Origin of the sequence: Streptomyces sp. NRRL F-4489, from assembly GCF_001509485.1 — a bacterium.
Lineage (GTDB): Bacteria > Actinomycetota > Actinomycetes > Streptomycetales > Streptomycetaceae > Streptomyces.
In genome coordinates, this window is the sequence record NZ_LLZI01000248.1 from 20,443 (window position 1) to 42,216 (window position 21,774).

The 21,774-nt window shown below is 75.6% G+C and carries 16 protein-coding genes and 1 tRNA gene; 12 read left to right on the forward strand and 5 right to left on the reverse strand.

Annotated features, from left to right (window positions below; genetic code table 11):
- Positions 1-14: 14 nt before the first annotated feature.
- Positions 15-791, reverse strand: a complete 777-nt coding sequence (locus ADL22_RS24725; protein WP_066983931.1) for a class I SAM-dependent methyltransferase — start codon at positions 789-791, stop codon at positions 15-17.
- A gap of 249 nt (positions 792-1,040) precedes the next feature.
- Here ADL22_RS24725 and ADL22_RS24730 point away from each other — a divergent pair, with 249 nt between their 5' ends.
- The 4 genes from ADL22_RS24730 (at position 1,041) to ADL22_RS24745 (ending at position 6,655) form a co-directional block, all read left to right on the forward strand.
- Positions 1,041-1,649, forward strand: coding sequence for a CGNR zinc finger domain-containing protein (locus tag ADL22_RS24730; RefSeq protein ID WP_066983935.1), 609 nt, complete (start codon positions 1,041-1,043; stop codon positions 1,647-1,649).
- 171 nt (positions 1,650-1,820) lie between these two features.
- Positions 1,821-4,238, forward strand: coding sequence for a HelD family protein (locus ADL22_RS24735; protein ID WP_066983937.1), 2,418 nt, complete (start codon positions 1,821-1,823; stop codon positions 4,236-4,238).
- 452 nt (positions 4,239-4,690) lie between these two features.
- On the forward strand, positions 4,691-6,124 hold the full coding sequence (locus ADL22_RS24740; RefSeq protein ID WP_066983939.1) for an NAD-dependent malic enzyme: 1,434 nt from the start codon (positions 4,691-4,693) through the stop codon (positions 6,122-6,124).
- Positions 6,125-6,373: 249 nt separating this feature from the next.
- Positions 6,374-6,655 (forward strand): HU family DNA-binding protein, encoded by a 282-nt coding sequence (locus ADL22_RS24745; protein ID WP_004951951.1) that lies wholly within the window; start codon positions 6,374-6,376, stop codon positions 6,653-6,655.
- 233 nt (positions 6,656-6,888) lie between these two features.
- On the opposite strand, the gene murA is transcribed toward ADL22_RS24745, so the two are convergent.
- Complete coding sequence (murA, locus tag ADL22_RS24750) at positions 6,889-8,235, reverse strand: UDP-N-acetylglucosamine 1-carboxyvinyltransferase (protein WP_066983942.1); 1,347 nt, start codon at positions 8,233-8,235, stop codon at positions 6,889-6,891.
- Positions 8,236-8,528: 293 nt separating this feature from the next.
- Here murA and ADL22_RS24755 point away from each other — a divergent pair, with 293 nt between their 5' ends.
- Together ADL22_RS24755 and ADL22_RS24760 are read left to right on the forward strand one after the other, a co-directional pair.
- The gene (locus tag ADL22_RS24755; RefSeq protein ID WP_066983945.1) at positions 8,529-9,173 is read left to right on the forward strand and encodes a YqgE/AlgH family protein; all 645 of its coding nucleotides are present in this window, start codon (positions 8,529-8,531) and stop codon (positions 9,171-9,173) included.
- Positions 9,174-9,398: 225 nt separating this feature from the next.
- Positions 9,399-10,103 (forward strand): hypothetical protein, encoded by a 705-nt coding sequence (locus tag ADL22_RS24760; protein WP_066983948.1) that lies wholly within the window; start codon positions 9,399-9,401, stop codon positions 10,101-10,103.
- 61 nt (positions 10,104-10,164) lie between these two features.
- Here the strand turns inward: ADL22_RS24760 and ADL22_RS24765 are convergent, their stop codons facing one another.
- Complete coding sequence (locus ADL22_RS24765; RefSeq protein ID WP_079064398.1) at positions 10,165-11,148, reverse strand: LysR family transcriptional regulator; 984 nt, start codon at positions 11,146-11,148, stop codon at positions 10,165-10,167.
- A gap of 128 nt (positions 11,149-11,276) precedes the next feature.
- Here ADL22_RS24765 and ADL22_RS24770 point away from each other — a divergent pair, with 128 nt between their 5' ends.
- The 6 genes from ADL22_RS24770 to ADL22_RS24795 all read left to right on the forward strand — a co-directional run bounded on the left by ADL22_RS24770 (position 11,277) and on the right by ADL22_RS24795 (position 20,618).
- Positions 11,277-12,458, forward strand: coding sequence for an MFS transporter (locus ADL22_RS24770; protein ID WP_066983950.1), 1,182 nt, complete (start codon positions 11,277-11,279; stop codon positions 12,456-12,458).
- Positions 12,445-12,729, forward strand: coding sequence for a DUF3039 domain-containing protein (locus ADL22_RS24775; RefSeq protein WP_026247947.1), 285 nt, complete (start codon positions 12,445-12,447; stop codon positions 12,727-12,729). Before ADL22_RS24770 ends, ADL22_RS24775 begins: the two co-directional genes overlap by 14 nt.
- Before the next feature lie 157 nt (positions 12,730-12,886).
- On the forward strand, positions 12,887-14,545 hold the full coding sequence (locus ADL22_RS24780) for a beta-N-acetylhexosaminidase (protein ID WP_066983953.1): 1,659 nt from the start codon (positions 12,887-12,889) through the stop codon (positions 14,543-14,545).
- 232 nt (positions 14,546-14,777) lie between these two features.
- Positions 14,778-15,674 (forward strand): FAD binding domain-containing protein, encoded by an 897-nt coding sequence (locus ADL22_RS24785; protein WP_066983956.1) that lies wholly within the window; start codon positions 14,778-14,780, stop codon positions 15,672-15,674.
- The gene (locus ADL22_RS24790) at positions 15,671-18,223 is read left to right on the forward strand and encodes a (2Fe-2S)-binding protein (protein WP_066983959.1); all 2,553 of its coding nucleotides are present in this window, start codon (positions 15,671-15,673) and stop codon (positions 18,221-18,223) included. Before ADL22_RS24785 ends, ADL22_RS24790 begins: the two co-directional genes overlap by 4 nt.
- A 64-nt stretch (positions 18,224-18,287) precedes the next feature.
- Positions 18,288-20,618: a xanthine dehydrogenase family protein molybdopterin-binding subunit gene (locus tag ADL22_RS24795; protein ID WP_199836369.1), complete on the forward strand. Its 2,331-nt coding sequence runs from the start codon at positions 18,288-18,290 to the stop codon at positions 20,616-20,618.
- Positions 20,619-20,815: 197 nt separating this feature from the next.
- On the opposite strand, the gene ADL22_RS24800 is transcribed toward ADL22_RS24795, so the two are convergent.
- Both ADL22_RS24800 and ADL22_RS24805 read right to left on the reverse strand, forming a co-directional pair.
- Positions 20,816-21,547 carry a DUF4365 domain-containing protein gene (locus ADL22_RS24800; RefSeq protein WP_066983962.1) on the reverse strand — a complete coding sequence of 244 codons (732 nt, stop codon included), beginning with the start codon at positions 21,545-21,547 and terminating at the stop codon, positions 20,816-20,818.
- Between the two features lie 102 nt (positions 21,548-21,649).
- Positions 21,650-21,721: transfer RNA gene (locus ADL22_RS24805), tRNA-Cys, on the reverse strand.
- Positions 21,722-21,774: the final 53 nt, after the last annotated feature.

Consider the following 21,774-nt stretch of genomic DNA (forward strand, 5'->3'; position numbering starts at 1 on the left):
CGGGCCGCTCCCGGTCAGGCCGGGTTGGCCACCCGGATCTTGGACTGGCCGTGCGGCCGGGTCTCCCAGTCCGCCATGAACCGCGCCTCCAGGCCGTGCTTGCGGGCCAGCGCCAGCAGGGTCTCGGTCCGGTAGTAGAAGTCCTCGCGCAGTACCTGGTGCTCGGCGCCCTCGGTGCGGTCGAAGGTGAAGTCGAAGAACCCGCCGGGCGCCAGGATCCGGCCGACGTTCGCCAGGCACTCGTCGATGACGGTCAGCGGCGAGTGCGAGAAGACGCTGTGCGCGTGCACGACGTCGAAGTGCCCGGCCGGCAGGAAGTCCAGCGTCAGGTCCTGAGTGATCGTCAGATGCGGCAGCTTGTCCTGGAGTTCGTACGTCGTCAGGGTGCGCTTGGCGGCTATCAGGATGTCCGGCGAGATGTCGATGCCGTAGTAGTGGCCGGCCTCGAGGTGGGCGATGAAGCGCCAGCCGGCCCGGAGGTTGCCGCAGCCGATGTCGAGCATCCGGTGCCCGGGGCGCAGCCCGTGCTCGACGAGGTAGTCGAACTGCATCTCGCCGAGCGCCAGCCAGCGTTCGTGGCTGCGGCTGCCCACCGCGGCCTCGGGGCTGCGGCCGGCGTCGGAGGCCATCACCGCCCGGTAGTACGCCACGTGGTCGGGGTGCTTCAGGCGCAGCCAGGTGTCGCGGGCGTGGCGCTTGACGTAGGGGGCGATCCGGGCCGGGTTGCGGACCGCGTAACCGAGCTTGTGGGCCAGGCTGGCGCGGTTCTTCAGCAGCGGGGAGGACGACATGCCGCCGGACTATACATGAGAGGTATACGCGCGGTGTCTACATGGGTTGTCTACGCGCGTTGTATAGCTGCGCCCGGTGGGGTGGCGCACGTGAGGTGCGTACCCCGGGTGGCCCGGCCCGCCCCCCACGGCCTTCCCGCGCGCGCCCCGTCCGGGCACCCTGGAGACGCCCCCGGCGCCCCCTTGTACGCACCGCACCGCCACCCCGTACGCACCGCCGCCCGCGTCCGCCCGAGGAGTGACAGGCACATGGCAGCCCCCTACGGTTTCCGGTTCGACTGCGGGCGGATCTGCCTGGACCTGATCGCCACCGCCGGCGCCGGACCGGCCGGACCCGAACGCCTCACCGGCCCGGGCCCGCTGGCCGCCTGGCTGGCCGGCGCCGGGCTCCTCCCACCCGGAGACCCGACCGGAGGCCCGTCCGGCGCCCCGCCCGGCGGCCTCGACGCCGCGTGGGTCGCCCGCTTCCGCGCACTGCGCGACCTGCTCGGCCGGGTCGTCGCGGAAGAACTCCACGGCCGCGCCGCCCCGTCCGACCTCGCCCGGCTCAACGCCGCCGCCGCGGCCGCCCCGCCGCCCGCCCTGCGCGCCGTCCGCGCCCCGGACGGCACCCTCGCCGCCACCCTGGCCACGCCGCCCGACTGCGCCGGGCTGCTGGCGGCGGTCGCCCGGGACGCCGTCGCGCTGCTCACCGACCCGGCGGCGCGCGGCCGGCTGCGCCGGTGCGCCGGCGACGGCTGCGCGCTGGTCTATCTGGACACCTCGCACGGCCGGCGGCGCCGGTGGTGCTCCGGCGCGGTCTGCGGCAACCGCGCCCGGGTCGCCCGCCACCGCCGCCGCTCCGGGGGCGCCCGCTGACCGTTCCCGCCCGTCCGGACCGCGCCCCGGGTCGCCTCCCGCCCGTCCGGACCGCGCCTTGAGACAACATCCGACCGGCTCCGTCCGTTTTTGTCCGTACCGCCAGGTGCGCGCGGTGCCGCGTTCGCGTACGGTTGACGGCTGCCCTACGCACAGCAGAAGGGGGCCTGGGTGGCCGCGCACAACGCCACGCACGCACCGGAGAACGCACCGGATTCCGTCCGCGACCGCGAGATCGAGGCCGAACAGGCCCATCTCGACCGCGTCTACCGGCGCCTCGAGGAGAAGATCCACGAGGCGGAGTTCCTGATGGACGACGCCGCCCGGCGCGGCCAGGTCGGCACGCCCGGCGCGCTCGCCGAACGCGACGCCCAGGTCTTCCAGGCCGGTATGCACCTGCACCGGCTCAACTCCGAGTACGAGGACTTCCTCTTCGGCCGGATCGACCTGCTCCAGGGCAAGGACGGCAAGAAGGGCCCGGACGGCGCCTACACCTCCGTCGAGCCCGCCGACGGCGCGATCCGCGACGGCCGCGCCGCGATCGCCGAGACCCTGCACATCGGCCGCCTCGGCGTCCTGGACGCGGACTACTCCCCGCTGGTCATCGACTGGCGGGCGCCGGCCGCCGCCCCCTTCTACCGCGCCACCCCGGTCGCCCCCGGCCGGGTCGTCCGCCGCCGCGTCATCCGCTCCAAGGGCCGCCGGGTGCTCGGCGTCGAGGACGACCTGATGCGCCCGGAGGTCACCGCGACCCTGGACGGCGAGGAGCTGCCGGCGGTCGGCGACGGCGCGCTGATGGCCGCGCTGGGCCGGGCCCGCAGCCACACCATGCGGGACATCGTCGCGTCCATCCAGGCCGAGCAGGACCTGGTGATCCGGGCGCCCGCCGCCTCCGTCACCGAGGTCGAGGGCGGCCCCGGCACCGGCAAGACCGCGGTCGCCCTGCACCGCGCCGCCTACCTCCTCTACCAGGACCGCCGCCGCTACGCCGGCGGCATCCTGATCGTCTCCCCGACCCCGCTCCTGGTGGCCTACACCGAGGGCGTACTGCCCTCGCTGGGCGAGGAGGGCCAGGTCGCCATCCGGGCGCTCGGCTCGCTCGTCGACGGCGCCGAGGCGAGTGCCTACGACCCGCCGGCGGTGGCCCGGATCAAGGGCTCGGCGCGGATGGCGAAGCTGCTGCGCCGGGCCGCCCGCGGCGCGCTGGAGGGCGCCACCGCGCCCGCCCGCGCCGCCGACACCGGCCAGCTCGCCCTGGACGACCCCGAGGCGGCGCCCGCCGTCCCGGACCGCCTCCGGGTCGTCGCGTTCGGCGCCCGCCTGGAGCTGGACGCGGCCGAGCTGCGCACCGTCCGGCAGACCGCGCTGGGCGGCACCGCCCCGGTCAACCTCCTGCGCCCGCGCGCCCGCCGGCTCATCCTGGACGCCCTGTGGGCCAAGTCGGGCGCCGCCCGCCGCTACACCGACCCGGAGCTGGTCGCCGAGGCCCGCCAGGGCTTCGACGAGGACCTCACCACCGAGCCGGAGTTCCAGGCGTTCCTGGACGCCTGGTGGCCGGAGCTGACCCCGCGTGGGGTGCTCGCGGCGATGGCCGACGAGCGCCGCCTCGGCCGCTGGTCCCGCCGCCTGCTCAACCCCCGCGAGGCGCGCCAACTCGCCCGCTCCCTGCGGCGGTTGGGCGACGACGGGCAGGGCCCGCTGTCCGTCCACGACGTCGCGCTGCTGGACGAGCTCCAGCAGATCCTCGGCGCCCCGGCCCGCCCGGCCCGCCCGCGCGAGGCCGACCCGCTGGACCAGCTCACCGGCCTGGAGGAGCTGACCACCTACGCCGACCGGCTCGCCGGCGGCCGCTCCCGCCGCGACCGGCTGGAGGAGGAGCGCGCCGACTACGCGCACATCATCGTCGACGAGGCGCAGGACCTGACGCCGATGCAGTGGCGGATGGTCGGCCGCCGCGGCCGGCACGCCACCTGGACCGTGGTCGGCGACCCGGCCCAGTCCTCCTGGTCCGACCCGGACGAGGCGGCGCAGGCCCGCGACGAGGCGCTCGGCACCCGCCCCCGCCGCCGCTTCACCCTCACCGTGAACTACCGCAATCCCGCCGAGATCGCCGACCTGGCGTCCCGGGTGCTGGCGCTGGCCATGCCCGGCACCCCGGCCCCCCGGGCGGTCCGCTCGACGGGCCTTACGCCCCGCTTCGCGGTCGTACCGGGCCCGGACGGCTCCGGGGGCGCGGCCCGTACGGACGAGGCGGCGCTGGCCCGCGCCACCGCCGCCGAGGCCGCCCGGCTGCTGGACGAGGTCGAGGGCACGGTCGGCGTGGTGGTGGCGATGCGCCGCCGCGAGCAGGCCCGCGCCTGGCTGGCCGGGCTCGGCGACCGGGTGGTGGCGCTGGGCTCCCTGGAGGCCAAGGGCCTGGAGTACGACGCCACGCTGGTGGTCTCGCCCGCCGAGATCGCCGACGAGTCCCCGGCGGGCCTGCGGGTGCTCTACGTGGCCCTGACCCGCGCCACCCAGCGCCTGACGGTGCTCTCCGCCGCCCCGGACGACCCGGACGCGGACGGGGTCCCCGACCTGCTGCGCGACTGACGGCCGCGGCCGGCGTCCGCCGCGTGGCTTACGTGATTGCGCGGGACGGGATTCGCTTGCCGGGAGGGTTTGTTAGCCTGGGTGTGGCACCGGCCCGATCCAAGCCCCCGGGCCCAACCATCGTCGCTACGAGCGACCACTTGCCGCGAGGCGAGCATGGCGGGTCGGTGTCATCAAGCACAGCGCGGGCGCTCCTCCTTCCGGAGGGGCGCCCGCGGTCGTTTTCCACCGCCGCGCCGGCGCCGGTTTCCGGATGGCCGGATCGCGACCCTGGAGGGGGCTTCCACTTCACCGAGTAACTCTCGTATGGTGGAAGAGTCTTTCCGAAATTCGTAGCTGGTTACCGTGTACCGGCTGGTAGGTGGGACGATCGAACAACGCGCTCCGGCTCGGGCACCCCTGAGTACCGGGGCCGCCCAGAGAGAAACCAGGGAAAGCAGAGGAAGTCGGCCATGGCAACGGCGCCTAGCGTCTCGTATTCGATGACGGTGCGACTGGAAGTTCCCGCGAGCGGCACCGCCGTCAGCCAGCTCACCACGGCCGTGGAGTCCTCCGGCGGGTCGGTCACCGGCCTCGACGTGACCGCGTCCGGCCACGAGAAACTCCGGATCGACGTCACGATCGCCGCCACCTCCACCGACCACGCCCAGGAGATCGTCGCCAAGCTGCGCGGCATCGAGGGCGTCACGCTCGGCAAGGTCTCCGACCGGACCTTCCTGATGCACCTCGGCGGCAAGATCGAGATGTCGTCCAAGCACCCGATCCGCAACCGCGACGACCTGTCGATGGTCTACACCCCCGGCGTCGCCCGGGTCTGCCAGGCCATCGCCGACAACCCCGAGGACGCCCGCCGCCTGACCATCAAGCGCAACAGCGTCGCGGTGGTCACCGACGGCTCCGCCGTCCTCGGCCTCGGCAACATCGGCCCCAAGGCCGCCCTGCCCGTCATGGAGGGCAAGGCGGCCCTCTTCAAGCGGTTCGCGGGCATCGACGCCTGGCCGATCTGCCTGGACACGCAGGACACCGACGCCATCGTGGAGATCGTCAAGGCCATCGCCCCCGGCTTCGCGGGCATCAACCTCGAGGACATCTCCGCGCCCCGCTGCTTCGAGATCGAGGCCCGGCTGCGCGAGGCCCTGGACATCCCGGTCTTCCACGACGACCAGCACGGCACCGCCATCGTGGTGCTCGCCGCGCTCACCAACGCGCTGCGCGTGGTCGGCAAGAAGATCGGCGACGTCCGGGTCGTGATGTCCGGCGCCGGCGCCGCCGGCACCGCCATCCTCAAGCTGCTGCTGGCCGCCGGCGTCGGGCACGCGGTGGTCGCCGACATCCACGGCGTGGTGCACGCCGGCCGCGCCGACCTCGTCGACGCCGACCCCGACTCCGCGCTGCGCTGGATCGCCGACAACACCAACCCCGAGGGCGTCACCGGCACCCTCAAGGAGGCCGTGGTCGGCGCCGACGTCTTCATCGGCGTCTCCGCGCCCAACGTCCTCGACGGCGACGACGTGGCCAAGATGGCCGACGGCGCGATCGTCTTCGCGCTGGCCAACCCCGACCCGGAGGTCGACCCGGCGCTGGCCCGTCAGACCGCCGCCGTCGTGGCCACCGGCCGCTCCGACTTCCCCAACCAGATCAACAACGTCCTGGTCTTCCCCGGCGTCTTCCGCGGCCTGCTGGACGCCGCGTCGCGTACGGTGAACACCGAGATGATGCTGGCCGCCGCCCGCGCGCTCGCCGACGTCGTGCTGGACGACGAGCTCAACGCGAACTACATCATCCCCAGCGTCTTCAACGAGAAGGTCGCGGGCGCGGTGGCCGGCGCGGTACGGGACGCGGCCAAGGCCGCCGGCGAGGCTGTGACGGCCGCCACGGGCGTCTGAGACGGCGCGTCGCGGATCTGGCCTCCACCGGGCCACCCATAGGGTGGCGGGTGACCCTCCAGGGGTGCCGGATTGGCTTTACCGCCGCAGGTGGGGGCAGGATGCGTAGTCGGGCGCGAGGGTCTGGCATCGCAGACCCGGGTCCGGAGACTGTCCGAGGGCCCTGGCAGCATCGGCTTCGCTGACCCCAAATGTGCGGCTCCGCCGCGTGGCCCGCCGCATTGGCAAGAAGAACACGGGAGTACATACATGAACCGCAGTGAGCTGGTGGCCGCACTGGCCGATCGCGCCGAGGTGACCCGCAAGGACGCCGACGCCGTTCTGGCCGCGCTCGCCGAGACCGTCGGCGAGGTCGTCGCCAAGGGCGACGAGAAGGTCACCATCCCCGGCTTCCTGACCTTCGAGCGCACCCACCGTGCCGCTCGCACCGCGCGGAACCCGCAGACCGGTGAGCCGATCCAGATCGCGGCCGGCTACAGCGTGAAGGTCTCCGCGGGCTCGAAGCTCAAGGAAGCCGCCAAGGGCAAGTAAGGCCCTTCCCACGGCATAGCGGGCGGCCACCCTTCCCGAGGGTGGCCGCCCTCTCGTATGCCCGCCTGCGCCCGGTCCAGGGCCGCGCGCGGGTTTCGTACGGGGCCGGGCCGCGCGAGGCACGGCCCCGCGCCCCGTCCGGGTACGGCGAAGGCGCCGCCGGCCGGAGCGGATCGCGGCCGTGCGGCGCCTTCTGAGGCCCGGTGAGCGCCCCTGTGGCGGGGCGGCGGGGGTCAGCCCCGCGGGTTGCCGTTCGGCAGCTCCACCTTCGCGCCCAGCTCCACGAGCTTCTCCATGAAGTTCTCGTAGCCGCGGTTGATCAGGTCGATGCCGTGCACCCGGGACGTGCCCTGCGCGGCCAGCGCCGCGATCAGGTACGAGAAGCCGCCGCGCAGGTCGGGGATGACCAGGTCGGCGCCCTGGAGGCGGGTGGGGCCGGAGACGACCGCGGAGTGCAGGAAGTTGCGCTGGCCGAAGCGGCAGGCCGAACCGCCCAGGCACTCGCGGTAGAGCTGGATGTGCGCGCCCATCTGGTTGAGCGCGGACGTGAAGCCCAGCCGGGACTCGTAGACCGTCTCGTGGACGATCGACAGGCCCGACGCCTGGGTCAGCGCCACCACCAGGGGCTGCTGCCAGTCGGTCTGGAAACCGGGGTGGACGTCGGTCTCCAGGGCGATGGCGTTGAGCGAGCCGCCCGGGTGCCAGAAGCGGATGCCCTCGTCGTCCACCTCGAAGGCGCCGCCGACCTTCCGGAAGGTGTTCAGGAACGTCATCATCGAGCGCTGCTGGGCGCCCCGGACGTAGATGTTGCCCTCGGTGGCCAGCGCCGCGGACGCCCAGGAGGCGGCCTCCAGGCGGTCCGGGAGGGCCCGGTGGGTGTAGCCGTCGAGCTTGTCGACACCGGTGATCCGGATCGTCCGGTCGGTGTCCATGGAGATGATCGCGCCCATCTTCTGCAGCACGCAGATCAGGTCCTCGATCTCCGGCTCGACCGCGGCGTTCGACAGCTCGGTGACGCCCTCGGCCAGGACCGCGGTGAGCAGCACCTGCTCGGTCGAGCCGACCGACGGGTACGGCAGCCGGATCTTGGTGCCGCGCAGCCCGCGCGGGGCCTCCAGATACTGGCCGTCGTCGCGCTTCTCGATCCTCGCGCCGAACTGGCGCAGCACGTCGAAGTGGAAGTCCACCGGCCGGCCGCCGATGTCGCAGCCGCCCAGGCCCGGGATGAAGGCGTGGCCCAGCCGGTGCAGCAGCGGGCCGCAGAACAGGATCGGGATCCGCGAGGAGCCGGCGTGCGCGTCGATGTCCGCGACGTTGGCGCTCTCCACGTGCGACGGGTCGAGGACCAGCTCGCCCGGCTCGTCACCGGGGCGGACCGTGACGCCGTGCAGCTGGAGCAGCCCGCGCACCACGCGCACGTCCCGGATGTCGGGGACGTTGCGCAGCCGGCTCGGACCGCTGCCGAGCAGGGCGGCGACCATGGCCTTGGGGACGAGGTTCTTCGCGCCGCGAACCCGGATCTCACCCTCCAGCGGGGTGCCGCCGTGGACAAGCAGTACGTCGTCAGTAGAGACGGTCATGGATCTCGCGTTCCTGGAGTCGGTCTGGGCCACGAGAAATGGTAAGGGCGTCCGAGGGGGTGCCCGTGGCGGCGCCCCTGGTAGGGCCGTGTAATGGCTTTGTCACAACACGCTGCGCTACGGCCCCCCTTTGATTCGTAATCGCTGTTTGTGAGGCTTGTGCCGGATGTTCCGGATGCGGCATACGGGAGGCCGGGCGTGCGCCGGGGGCTGCCGCCGTACGCCCGCCCTGTTCACCCGGCGGACCGGACGCCGACTCCCCCTTCCGGGCGGAAGTGCGGGATCATGTGGCCATGACCGAGGTGTCCTCGCTCACAGGGCGGCTGCTCGTCGCCACCCCCGCGCTCGCCGACCCGAACTTCGACCGCGCGGTGGTCCTCCTGCTCGACCACGACGAGGAGGGTTCCCTCGGCGTGATCCTGAACCGCCCCACCCCGGTGGGCGTCGCCGACATCCTCGCCCCCTGGGCCGGGCTGACCGGGGAGCCGGGCGTGGTCTTCCAGGGCGGGCCGGTCTCGCTGGACTCCGCGCTCGGCGTGGCCGTGGTGCCCGGCGGGGCGGCCGGCGGCGACGGGCCGCCCGCGGCCGGCGGCGGGGCGCCCGGCGCGGACGCCGCGGCGGTGGACGGCACCGGCCCCGGGGACGAGCCGCTGGGCTGGCGCCGGGTGCACGGCGCGATCGGCCTGGTGGACCTGGAGGCCCCGCCGGAGCTGCTCGCCGCGGTCCTGGGCAGCCTGCGGATCTTCGCCGGGTACGCCGGCTGGGGGCCCGGCCAGCTGGAGGACGAGCTGGTGGAGGGCGCCTGGTACGTCGTCGAGTCCGAGCCGGGGGACGTCTCCTCGCCCGATCCGGAGCGGCTGTGGCGGTCGGTGCTGCGCCGGCAGCGGAACGAGCTGGCGATGGTGGCCACGTATCCGGACGATCCGTCGCTGAACTGAGTCGGGGCGGTCGGCGCCCCGGGGCGCGGGACGGGTGGTGCGCGCCGGGTGGTGCGCCCGGGCGTTCGCCGGGCTTTTTGTGACGGCTTCGTCATGGGGAAGTGTCAGACCCCGTCGCTATCGTTCGCAGTGCCAGGAACGGTGCGCGGACGCTCCGCCGGCTCGGCCTCCCCTGCCCCGGGGAGCCCCGGTCGCGGCCGCGCCGGACGGACGGGGGAGAGCACCATGCACAGGCCGAGCGTGCCCGGGGATCTGGACGCCCCGGAGCAGGTGTGGGCGCGGGCCGCGACGCTGGCGGTGGCCGCCGCGGCCATGGACGACGGCGACGAGTACTCCTTCGGCCCGCACGGCCTCCAGTGCTGGAACGCCGGCGGCGCGTACTGGTGGCGCCTGCGCCTCTACGACGGCGGCCGCGCCCTGCTCTGCGGCCAGGACTCCGACGGCAGCTACACCCACAGCGGCGACAAACCGGTCGACTTCCTGGCCGGCGGCCCCGACTGGCTCCCCTGGGAGCGGCTGCGCGAGGACGCCGAGGGCAACCTCCTCGGCTTCGCCTACTGGTACGAGCACGGCGCCTGGGCCCGCGCCCCGTATCCCGCGGGGCTGCCCGATGACGGCCTGGGGATGGCGATGGGCTGGGCCGCGCCCGGTGCCGCCGCGGTCCGGGAGATCACCGAGCACCTCGTGGCCCGCACCGAGACCGAGGTCCATCCGGCGGCGACGGTCCGGGCGTTCATCGCGGCCGCCGCGGCCCGCACGGTCCGCGCCCGCGACGTCTCCGCGCTCCTGGACGCGGTCTGCGGCCCGGACTGCTGGTACGAGGTCCGCCCGGAGGCCGCGCTGGCCTTCGCCGCCGAGCTGGGGCTGACGGCGGGGGAGCGGGAGCGTGGCACGCGGCGGGAGCGGGGCGGGGTGCCGGTGGGGTCGTAGCGGAGGTGCCGCGCGGCCCGGGTGGGGCCGACCGGCTTGCCGGGACCGCTTCCCGCCGTCGTCAGGGCCGGGGCCGGGCGGTGGCCAGGGCGAGGAAGTGCGCGGCGAGCGGGTGGGCGTCGCGGGCCGGCAGCGCGAGGCGGACGGGCACCGGCGGGGCGTTCTTCAGCCGGACGTAGCGGATGCCCGGGTGCGGATGGCGGGCGGCGACTGCCTCCGTCGTCACCCCGACGCCGTGGCCGGCCGCGACCGCCTCCAGCCACTCGTCGACGTTGCCCGCGGTGCAGGCCGGCCGGGGGCGGCGATCGGCGGGCCACAGGTCGGGGCGGGTGGTGCCGGTGACGGTGTTGACCACCAGCGGCAGCTCCGCCAGCTCGGCCCAGTCCAGCACCCGCCGGCGGGCCAGCGCCTCCGGGGCGGCGGTCCGCGGTACGGCGGCGACCCGCGGCTCCCGGAGCAGCGGCACGGTGCGCAGCCCGGCGTCCGCCGGTACCTCGCCGCGCACCACCGCCACGTCCGACTCCCCGGTCTCCAGTCCGGCCAGCGGCGCGTCCCGGCGGACCAGCCGCACCCCGGCCCCGGTCGCCGCCTCGAAGTCCGCGATCAGCGCCCGGCAGGCGGCCGGCAGCAGCGAGGTGAAGCCCAGCCGCAGCAGCGCCGGACCGGCCGGGGAGCGCAGCGCGGCGGTGAGCCGGGGCAGCAGCGGCGCGAGGTCGGCGTACAGGCGGCGTCCGGCGTCGGTCAGCGCGACCCGGCGGGTGGTCCGCTCCAGCAGCCGGACGCCGAGCGCGCCCTCCAGGGCCCGGACGGCGCGGGTCAGCGCGGGCTGGCCGGTCCGCAGCCGGGCGGCGGCGTGGGTGAAGCTGAGGTCCTCGGCGACGGCCAGGAATCCCCGCAGCTGCCGCAGCTCGACGCCGTCGAGCACGGGGTCGGCGAGCGGGTCGGGGAGGTCGCGGCCATGGCTCGCTCCGGCCGCGTACCCGGCCCCGCCGCCGTGGTCCCCCTGGCCGCCGCCGCTCTCCCGGATACCGCCTCCGCCATTCATGCCGCCCGAGCATAAATGCTCCCCGCCGGCATTTCCGCCGTCATCCGGAGACTGCCTACGTTTCGCCGCGTCGGTCCGCACCGGGACCGGGGACCGCCCCCGGCCCGGAGGACCAGGGGAGTGGAGCGATGCGGAAGGTGTGGCTGCTGACGCTGGGGGCGTTCACCCTCGGCCTGGACGCCTATGTGATGGCGGGACTGCTGCCGGTGATCGCCGCCGACACCGGCACCCGGGTGTCGCTGGCCGGCCAGCTGGTGACGGTCTTCACGCTGGCGTACGCGGTCTGCGCGCCGCTGGTCGCCGGGCTGCTCGCCGGGGTCCGGCCCCGGCTGCTGATCCTGGCCGCGCTGGCGGTCTTCACCCTCGGCAACGGCCTGACCGCGCTGGCCCCCTCGCTGGGGACCCTGCTCGCGGCCCGGACCGTCGCGGGCGCCGGCGCCGGGGTGTACTCCGCCCTGTCCACCGCGGCCGCCGCCGCGCTCGTCCCGGAGGAGCGGCGCGGCCGGGCGCTGGCCCTGGTGATGGGCGGGATGAGCGCCGGCACCGTCCTGGGCGTACCGGTCGGGGTGCTGCTGGCCGAGCACACCGGCTGGCGGGCCACGCTGTGGCTGGTCACCGGGCTGGGCGCGGTGGCGCTCGGCGGCTTGGCGGCGCTGCTGCCGCAGGTGCCCGCGGGGCCCGCCGTCCCCGTACGGGCCCGGCTGGCCGCGCTGACCGACCGGGCGGTGGCGCCCGTCGTGGCGGTGTCCTTCCTGGCCGCGGTGGCCAGCCTGGGCCTCTACACCTACCTCGCGCCGGTGCTGGCCGCGGCCGGCGGCGTCCGCGAGGTCACCCCGTACCTGTGGGCGTGGGGCGCCGGCGGGGTGCTGGGGAGCGTGCTGGCCGGGCCGCTGGTGGACCGCACCGGCCGGGTCCGGGCGCTGGCCGGCGGGGTGCTGGCGGTCATCGCCGCCGCCCAGGCGCTGCTGCCGGCGCTGGCCGCCGCCTGGCTGCCCGGCGCGGTGGTGGCGCTGGTGGCCTGGGGCGCGGCCGGCTGGGCGCTCCAGGTGCCGCAGCAGCACCGGCTGCTGGCCGCGAGCGCGCGGCGCGGCACCGTCGCCCTGGCGCTGAACAACTCCGCGCTCTACCTGGGCAGCGCGGTGGGCTCCGCGCTCGGCGGCCTGGCGCTGGCGGCCGGCCCGTCCGCGGCGGCGCTGCCCTGGATGGCGGCGGGGGTCGCGGCCCTGGGGCTGGTGGTGCACGCGGCCGCGGGCCGCCGCTCCCGGCTCGCCGCGCGCGTGAGTACCCTTGGCACCTATGAGCACTCTTGAGCCCGAGCGCGGGGCAGGTACGGGGACCCTCGTAGAGCCGACACCGCAGGTGTCGCACGGCGACGGCGACCACGAGCGCTTCGCCCACTACGTCCAGAAGGACAAGATCATGGCGAGCGCGCTCGACGGCACCCCCGTCGTGGCGCTCTGCGGGAAGGTGTGGGTACCGGGCCGCGACCCGAAGAAGTACCCGGTCTGCCCGCTGTGCAAGGAGATCTTCGAGTCCATGGGCGCCGGCGGCGACAAGGACAAGGACGGCGGGAAGAAGTAGGCGGGCGGGCGACCGGCCTCCCGTAGGCCGGTACGCCACCGCCGCCCCCGCGCCGCGGCCCGTACGGGCCCGGGTCCCGCAGCGGCCCGGGCCCGTCGCCGTCCCCGGCGCGCGCGGCGGGTTTCCCCCGGCGCCGCGGAGGTGAAGACTTCCGGGCGTGACAGATCTGGAGACCGTTCCCCACACGGGCCTGATCCCGGCACCGCTCAGCCGCGACGCGGACGGCGAGGGCACCGGGCGCAGGACCGTACGGCTCGGTGCGCAGACCGCGCTGGCCGCCGTCCCCGGCACCGAGGACACCGCCCGCTGGCTGCGCGCCACGCTCGGCGCCGCCTTCGCGCTGCCGCTGCCGCCCGGCTCCGCCGAGGCCCCGGACACCCTCGCGCTCGCCCTCGACCCGGCCCTCCCGCCGGAGGGCTACCGCCTCGACGCCGACGCCCGCTGGGGCGTGCGCCTCACCGGCGGCGGCCCGGCCGGCGTCTTCTGGGCCGCGCAGACGCTCCGTCAGCTCCTCGGCCCGGACGCCTTCCGGCGCGCCCCGCTCGCCCCCGGCCGCGCCCCCGGGCTGCCGGAGCAGACCATCGAGGACGCGCCGCGCTTCGGCTGGCGCGGCCTGATGCTGGACGTCGCCCGGCACTTCCTGCCCAAGGACGGCGTCCTGCGCTATCTGGACCTGCTCGCCGCCCACAAGCTGAACGTGCTGCATCTGCACCTCACCGACGACCAGGGCTGGCGGATCGAGATCCGCCGCTACCCGGAGCTGACCGCGACCGGCGCCTGGCGCCGCCGCACCCGGCTCGGGCACCGCGACTCGCCGCTGTGGGACCCGCGCCCGCACGGCGGCTACTACACCCAGGACGATCTGCGCGAGATCGTCGCCTACGCCGCCGAGCGGCAGATCACCGTCGTCCCCGAGATCGATATCCCCGGGCACTCGCAGGCCGCCATCGCGGCATACCCGGAACTGGGCAACACCGACGTCATCGACACCACCTCCCTGGAGGTCTGGGACACCTGGGGCGTCAGTCCCAACGTACTGGCCCCCACTGACACCGCCCTCCGCTTCTACGAACACGTCCTGGAGGAAGTGCTCGCGCTCTTCCCCTCCCGCTTCGTGCACCTGGGCGGCGACGAGTGCCCCAAGGACCAGTGGCGGGCCTCGCCCACCGCCCGCGCCCGGATCGCCGAGCTGGGCGTGGACGGCGTGGACGGCCTGCAGAGCTGGTTCCTGCGCCACTTCGACCGCTGGCTCGCCGACCGCGGCCGGCGCCTCATCGGCTGGGACGAGATCCTCGAAGGCGGCCTGGCGGAGGGCGCGGCGGTCTCCTCCTGGCGCGGCTACGCGGGCGGTATCGCCGCCGCCAAGGCGGGCCACGACGTCGTCATGTGCCCCGAGCAGCACGTCTATCTGGACCACCGTCAGGACGCGGGCCCCGAGGAGCCGGTGCCGATCGGCTACGTCCGCACCCTGGAGGACGTCTACCGCTTCGAGCCGGTGCCCCCGGAACTGACGCGCGAACAGGCCGCGCGCGTCCTGGGCACGCAGGCCAACGCCTGGACCGAGGCGATGGACGGTCAGCAGCGCCTGGACTACCAGGTCTTCCCGCGGCTGGCCGCGTTCGCCGAGGTCGCCTGGTCCCGGCTGCCCGCCCCGGCCGCCCGCGACTACCAGGACTTCACCCGCCGGATGGCCGCCCACTACGCCCGCCTCGACGCCCTCGGCGTCGCCTACCGCCCGCCCGGCGGCCCGCTGCCCTGGCAGAAACGCCCCGGCATCCTCGGACGCCCCTTCGACGGGGCGCCCCCAAACGTGTGAGCCCCCGCGCAAGGAGGGCGCCCGCCGGGCCGGTCCCTGGGACGGTGGTCCCCGTTCACCGGAACCGGCCGACGACCGCCGGAACGGCGCCCTCCGCGCGGACGGAACACCGCTTCGCGGCCCCTCGCGTACCGGGCCCGCGAAGATGTGCCAGAGTTGCCACGTCCGGGCCGTGAGCACGTACCGTACGGCGGAGCGGAACTGCCGGGACACCGGGGAAGGGGCAGCTGGGTTGACCACGCACGCACCGCACGCGTCGCAATCGGTGACGTTGCCGGCCTCGCTCGACGAGGCGGTGGCGGCACTGACCGCCATGCCCGCCGCCGTGCCCGTCGCGGGCGGCACGGACCTCATGGCGGCGGTCAACGCCGGACTCCTCAGACCCGCGGGCCTGGTGGGCCTCGGCCGGATCAGCGAGATCCGCGGCTGGCAGTACCTCGACGGCCACGCCCTGCTCGGCGCCGGCCTCACCCTCGCCCGTATGGGGCGCCCCGACTTCGCCGCCCTGATCCCCGGCCTGGCCGCCGCCGCCCGCGCGGCCGGCCCGCCGCAGATCCGCAACGCCGGGACGCTCGGCGGCAACATCGTCACCTGCGCTCCCACGGGCGACACCCTTCCGGTGCTCGCCGCCCTGGAGGCCACGGTGATCGTCGCCGGCCCCGGGGGCGCCCGCCGTGAGATCCCGGTCAGCCACCTGCTGACCGGCCGCGAGATGCTGCGCCCCGGTGAACTCGTCGGCTTCGTCCGGGTACCGCTGCTGCACGCCCCGCAGACCTTCCTGAAGGCCACCGGCCGCACCGGCCCCGGCCGCGCCACCGCCTCCGTCGCGCTGGTCCTGGACCCGGCGCGGCGCGCGGTGCGCTGCGCGGTCGGCGCGGTCGCCGCGATGCCGCTGCGGCCCCTGGAGGCCGAGCAGTGGGTGGCCTCGCTCATCGACTGGGACGGCGAACGCGGCCTGGTCCCCGAGGCGCTGGCCGCCTTCGGCGACTACGTGGCCGCCGCCTGCATCCCCGACCCGGCGCCGCCCGCGGACGGTTCCGAACCGGTGACCCTGCCGCCCGCCGCGCTGCACCTGCGCCGTACGGTGGCAGCCCTGGCCCGCCGCGCACTTGGGAGGGCGCTCTCATGAGTGACGCCGACAACCGCCGACCGCAGCAGCCGCACCCCGAGCAGGGCTGGCAGCCGCTGCCGCAGGGCGGCGAGTACGAGTCGGAGGCGACCGCCTTCGTCCAGCTCCCCGAGGGCTTCACCACCGGGGCGTACGGCGCCGGTTACGGCACCCCGGGCGCGGACCCGCTCGCCGCCCCCGGCCACGGCTACACCCCGCCCGCCTCGTTCCCCGCGCACCCCGCGCCCCCGGTACCGGGCGCGGCCACCGACCCGGCGGCCACGGGGCACTGGACCATGCCGTTCGCCGGCCCGAACGACGGGTACGCGGACCCGGCGGCGGGCTACGGGGCGCACGGGGGCCCTGGAGGCCACGGGGATCACGGGGGGCAGCACGGCGCGGTCGGCGCCCACCAGGACCCGCACCAGGGGGGCGCGCATCAGGGTGCGCACCAGGACATGCCGCACCAGGACGTGCCGCACCAGGGTGGCCACCACCAAGGCGCCCCGCACCAGGACGCGTCCGGCTACCAGGCCAACGCCCCCGAGGGCGGCCGGCCGTGGGGCGGCGAGCAGGTGCACTGGCCGGTCGCGGGCAGCCCGGAGGCGGCCGCCGGCGCGTGGGCGGTCCCGGCGGCGGACGACGTCCTGGAGGAGTCCGGCGAATACCTGGTCGGCGACGACCGGCTGCCCGGCCACGGCGGCGCCTCGATCTACGCGGATGGCGGCTACCCCGCCCCGGCCTACGAGGGCGGCGCGCCCGCGTCCGGCCCCGGGGAGGCCGGCGCCACCGGCCACTGGAACTTCACCGCCGGCCTCGACGCCACCGGGGGGAACGCCGGGGCTGTCGGGGCTCACGGGGCCGTAGGCGCTGATGGCGCTGCCGGGTTGGCCGGCACCGCCGCCGACCCCGGAGTCGGCGCGGGTCCGGAGGGTCACGGGGGCGCTGCCGAGGAGCCGTACCACCAGGCGCCCGCGGACGACCCGTACGGGCACGGTGCCGGCGCGCACGATGCCGGTACGGGGGCGGCGACCGGCCACTGGTCGCTGCCCGCCGACGCGCTGGCCCAGTGGCCGCCGGCCGCCCCGGAGACGGCCCACGGGACGGGCCAGGAGGTGCCCGCCCCCGGGGGCGCGGACACCTGGTCGGTCCCGGTGGTCGAGGGCGAACACCCCGACCTGACAGGGCAGTTCGCGGCGGACGCGTTCACGGGCGGCGGGGGCCAGGGGGCCGCCGGGGACGGTACGGAGGCGGCTGCCGCGGGCGCCGTTCCGGAGGCCGGTGTTCCGGACGCCGGCGCGCGCGTCGCTGAGACCGGTGCCGCGGTGGACGCCGGGGCGCCCGGCGAGCACGAACCTGCCGCGCCCGCCGAGCACCCCGCCCCTGCCGCCGAGCACCCCGCGCCCGCGGCGCACCCGGCTCCGGCTCCGTCCGAGGCGGAGACCGCCGTGGACGCGGGAGCGGGCCCGGACGCGTACGCGGAAGCCGGGGCCGCGGGCGGAGCGCACACCCCCGGGGACCAGCAGGCGTACGACCAGCACGTACCCGACCAGCACGTGAGCGGCGAACCGTACGCGCCCGAGGGGCTGTCCGGGGCGGAGGCCGGGGCCGAGCCCGGGACCGAGGGCCCGTCCGGCGACCGCGAGCCGGCCGAGGCCGTGAGCGCCTCCGGCACGTCCCCCGAGGCCCCCCAGGCCCCGCACGCGGACCGGCCGGAGGAGCCCGGTACTCCCGGCCCGGCCCCGGCCGCCGAGCCCGGCACAGCCCCCGCCACGGCCGGCACGGACCCTGGCACGGGCACGGGCACCGACCCCGGCCCGGCCCCCGGCGCGCCCGCCGCCCCGGCCGCCACCGAGGAGCCGGCGCCCTCCAGCGGCGCCACGCCCCCCGGACCGGCCCCCGAGGCGACCCCGGAGGCCGACCCGGCCCCCGCCGTCCCCGACAGCCACGACGAACACCCCTCCGCGTCCTACGTGCTGCGCGTCAACGGCGCCGACCGCCCGGTCACCGACGCCTGGATCGGCGAGTCGCTGCTGTACGTGCTGCGCGAACGGCTCGGCCTGGCCGGGGCCAAGGACGGCTGCTCCCAGGGGGAGTGCGGGGCCTGCTCGGTCCAGGTGGACGGGCGGCTGGTCGCGTCCTGCCTGGTGCCCGCCGCCACCGCGGCCGGCAGCGAGGTCCGCACCGTCGAGGGGCTGGCGCGCGACGGCGTGCCCTCCGACGTCCAGCGGGCGCTCGCCGCCTCCGGGGCGGTGCAGTGCGGCTTCTGCGTCCCCGGTATGGCGATGACCGTCCACGACCTCCTGGAGGGCAACCACGCCCCCACCGAGCTGGAGACCCGCAAGGCGCTCTGCGGCAACCTCTGCCGCTGCTCCGGCTACCGGGGCGTCCTGGACGCCGTCGCCGAGGTCGTCAGGTCCCGTTCCGAGGCCGCCGGGCAGGACACCGCCGGGCCGGACGCCGCCGGGGAGCCGGACGGCACCGCCCGCATCCCCCACCAGGCGGGTCCCGCCGACCCGGTGGACGGGGCACCGCACAACCAGGACGCGCAGCCGGGGGGCACCGGATGAGCGAGCGATACAGCGTCAGGCGCGCGCCTCGCACGGGCGGGCGTGAGCGAAGCGAGGTCTGGGCATGACCGGCACGACCGACGGCGCCGCCGTCACCGCGACGCCCGCGGCGGGCGTCCCGATCCCCGACGAGCCGCCGGCGCACGGGCTGGGGGCCTCCCTCCCGGCCGCCGACGCGGCCGCGAAGACCCAGGGCACCTTCCCGTACGCCGCCGACCTGTGGGCCGAGGGCCTGCTGTGGGCGGCGGTGCTGCGCTCCCCGCACCCCCGGGCGCGGATCCGTTCCGTGGACACCCGGCACGCCACCGAGATGCCCGGGGTGCGTGCCGTCGTCACCCATGAGGACGTGCCCGGCGACCGGGGTTACGGGCGGGGCACCGCCGACCGGCCCGTCTTCGCCAAGGACGAGGTCCGCTACCACGGCGAGCCGATCGCCGCGGTGGCCGCCGACCACCCCGACACCGCCCGGCTGGCCGCCGCCGCCATCGTGGTCGAGTACGAGGTCCTGGAGGCCGTCACCGACCCCCAGCTGGCCTTCGAGGCCGAGCCGCTGCACCCGGACGGCAACCTCATCCGGCACATCCCGCTCCGCTTCGGCGACGCGGAGGCGGTCGGCGAGGTGATGGTCGAGGGGTTCTACCGGATCGGCCGCCAGGACCCGGCGCCCATCGGGGCGGAGGCCGGGCTCGCCGTGCCGCGCCCCGACGGCGGGGTGGAGATCTACACCGCGTCCACCGACCCGCACGCCGACCGCGACCTGGCCGCCGCGTCCTTCGGGCTGGCGCCCGAGCAGGTCAAGGTCGTGGTGACCGGTGTGCCCGGCGCCACCGGGGACCGCGAGGACCCCGGCATCCAGTTGTCCCTGGGCCTGCTCGCGCTCCGTACGGGGTGCCCGGTCAAACTGGCCGCCACCCGGGAGGAGTCCTTCCTCGCCCACACCCACCGCCACCCCACGCTGCTGCGCTACCGCCACCACGCCGACGCCGACGGCCGGCTGGTCAAGGTGGAGGCGCAGATCCTGATGGACGCCGGGGCCTACGCGGACACCTCCGCCGAGGCGCTGGCCGCGGCCGTCTCGTTCGCCTGCGGCCCGTACGTCGTCCCGCACGCCGTCGTCGAGGGCTGGGCGGTGCGCACCAACAACCCGCCGTCCGGCCACATGCGGGGCGAGGGCGCGCTCCAGGTCTGCGCCGCGTACGAGGGCCAGATGGACAAGCTCGCCGCCCAGCTGGGCCTGGAGCCGGACGAGATCCGCCGGCGCAACGTCATGGCCACCGGCGACCTGCTGCCCACCGGGCAGACCGTCACCTGCCCCGCCCCGGTTGCCGAGCTGCTGCGCGCGGTCACCGAGGCGCCGCTGCCGGAGCTGCCCAAGGACACCCCCGAGGCGGAGTGGCTGCTCCCGGGCGGCCCCGAGGGCGCCGGCGAGCCGGGCGCGGTGCGGCGCGGGGTCGGCTACGCCCTGGGCATGGTGCACATGCTCGGCGCCGAGGGCACCGACGAGGTGTCCACCGCGACGGTCAAGGTCAGCGGGTCGGTCGCCACCGTCATCTGCGCGGCGGTGGACACCGGTTCCGGGTTCGCCACGCTGGCGCGGCAGATCGTCCAGGAGACGCTGGGCGTCGAGGAGGTGCACGTCGCGGGCGTGGACACCGACCAGCCGCCGGCCGGCCGGGCCTGCCACGGCCGGCACACCTGGGTCTCCGGGGGCGCCGTGGAGCGGGCCGCCAAGATGGTCCGCACCCAGCTGCTCCAGCCGCTGGCCCACAAGTTCGGGATGTCCACCGAGCTGCTCCAGATCGCCGACGGCAAGATCACGTCGTACGACGGGGTGCTGAGCACCACGGTCGCCGAGGCGCTGGACGGCAAGGAGCTGTGGGCCACCGCGCAGTGCCGGCCGCACCCGACCGAACCGCTCGACGACACCGGCCAGGGCGACGCGTTCGTCGGCCTCGCCTTCTGCGCGATCCGCTGCGTCGCCGACGTGGACATCGAGCTGGGCACCGTCCGGGTGGTGGAGATGGCCGTCGCGCAGGACGTCGGCCGCGTGCTCAACCCGCGCCAGCTGCGCGCCCGCATCGAGGCCGGGGTCACCCAGGGCCTGGGCGCCGCGCTGATGGAGAACCTCCGGACCACCCGCGGTCAGGTCCGCCACCCGGACCTCACCGGCTACCCCCTGCCGACCGCGCTCGACGCCCCCGACATCCGGATCGTCAAGCTGATCGAGGAACGCGACGTGGTCGCCCCCTTCGGCGCCAAGGCCGCCAGCGCCGTCCCGGTCGTCACCGCCCCGGCCGCCGTGGCCTCCGCCGTCCGCGCCGCCACCGGCCGCCCCATCGGCCGCCTCCCCATCCGCCCCCAAGCCGCCGTCGCCCAACCCCTCCCCACGCCCTGACCTGCCCCTTCACCCTCCGTAACGCCCATTGTCAGACCCGTCACGTACCGTGATTTCCCACGCGTCATTCCGACGCACAGCCGGCCCGACAACGCCCGGCGGAGACAACGGCGAAAACGCCGGCGGCCCACCACCGCCGGCGGGACGGGGGGATCACCATGCACACCGCAACGCACCGGGGAAGCAGGCGAGTTGCGTCACACGGGCTCGCCTTGCCCGATCGGCCGGCGCCACCATTCCGTGGACTTGAAGCAGCCCATCAGCCAGTGCGCTTCCGCCTCGTCGAGGATGGCATCGCCGATCAACGGGATCGGCTTGAAGCGGAGCATCCCCTCCCGGATAGCCAGTGGTTCCCAGTCCATGTCGTGGTGGAGCAGCGTCGCGTGCTGCTCCCCGCGGCGCTGCCAGAAGACCATGGGTTCGCCGACCTCGTTCTCGAAGGGTTTGACGATGTCGTCCGGGGCGAACTCGACACCGGCCATATCCGCCCATCTGCCGACCCCCTCGCGCTCCCACGCCAGGTAGCGCCGCATGTCCTGGACGAACGCGTCGATGCCGGCATCGTCCAGCCGCGACTCCCGGGAGACGACGATCGACTTCACCGCCTTGCGCAGCGCCCTGGCCCGGCGCAGCTGACGGGTGGCGTTGGCCCAGAAGAGCCCGCCGCGTTCGGGATCGTGGACGACGCAGAGCACGGGGATGCTGCCGTCGCGCCAGTTGCCCCCGTGATCGCCGACCGGTACGCGGTGCCCGCGCCTGGTCCGGGTCGAGACTCCGCCCTTCACCTGCACGGCCACGGAATCCTCCGTCCGCAGGCCGTCCCGGACGAACGTGACGTGCAGGTCCTCGCCGTGGTCGTTGCCGCCGTCGATCTCCTGCACGATGTGGCCGTGCCGCTCCAGCAGTCCGCGCACTGCGTTCACCGCCATACGTCCTATGCGCCGGCTTTCCGGCACTTTCGGCATTCCGCCCCCCTCACGATGGATGGGGGACAGATTATGGCCAGCCGCGGACACGCCGGCTGTCGTCAGAGGCCGTGGCGGGGATCGAACCCGCGTATCTCGCTTTGCAGGCGAGTCCCTGAACCACTCGGGCACACGGCCGGGGTGCGGTGCTGTCCTGACTTTAGGGGGGCGGGTGGGGGGCCGGGCAAGGG

Bases quoted from the DNA above. Each gene is read 5' to 3' on its own strand.
- ADL22_RS24725 (WP_066983931.1), bottom strand. From the start codon at position 791: ATGTCGTCCTCCCCGCTGCTGAAGAACCGCGCCAGCCTGGCCCACAAG.
- ADL22_RS24730 (WP_066983935.1), top strand. From the start codon at position 1,041: ATGGCAGCCCCCTACGGTTTCCGGTTCGACTGCGGGCGGATCTGCCTG.
- ADL22_RS24740 (WP_066983939.1), top strand. From the start codon at position 4,691: ATGGCAACGGCGCCTAGCGTCTCGTATTCGATGACGGTGCGACTGGAA.
- ADL22_RS24745 (WP_004951951.1), top strand. From the start codon at position 6,374: ATGAACCGCAGTGAGCTGGTGGCCGCACTGGCCGATCGCGCCGAGGTG.
- murA (WP_066983942.1), bottom strand. From the start codon at position 8,235: ATGACCGTCTCTACTGACGACGTACTGCTTGTCCACGGCGGCACCCCG.
- ADL22_RS24755 (WP_066983945.1), top strand. From the start codon at position 8,529: ATGACCGAGGTGTCCTCGCTCACAGGGCGGCTGCTCGTCGCCACCCCC.
- ADL22_RS24760 (WP_066983948.1), top strand. From the start codon at position 9,399: ATGCACAGGCCGAGCGTGCCCGGGGATCTGGACGCCCCGGAGCAGGTG.
- ADL22_RS24765 (WP_079064398.1), bottom strand. From the start codon at position 11,148: ATGAATGGCGGAGGCGGTATCCGGGAGAGCGGCGGCGGCCAGGGGGAC.
- ADL22_RS24770 (WP_066983950.1), top strand. From the start codon at position 11,277: ATGCGGAAGGTGTGGCTGCTGACGCTGGGGGCGTTCACCCTCGGCCTG.
- ADL22_RS24775 (WP_026247947.1), top strand. From the start codon at position 12,445: ATGAGCACTCTTGAGCCCGAGCGCGGGGCAGGTACGGGGACCCTCGTA.
- ADL22_RS24790 (WP_066983959.1), top strand. From the start codon at position 15,671: ATGAGTGACGCCGACAACCGCCGACCGCAGCAGCCGCACCCCGAGCAG.
- ADL22_RS24795 (WP_199836369.1), top strand. From the start codon at position 18,288: ATGACCGGCACGACCGACGGCGCCGCCGTCACCGCGACGCCCGCGGCG.
- ADL22_RS24800 (WP_066983962.1), bottom strand. From the start codon at position 21,547: ATGGCGGTGAACGCAGTGCGCGGACTGCTGGAGCGGCACGGCCACATC.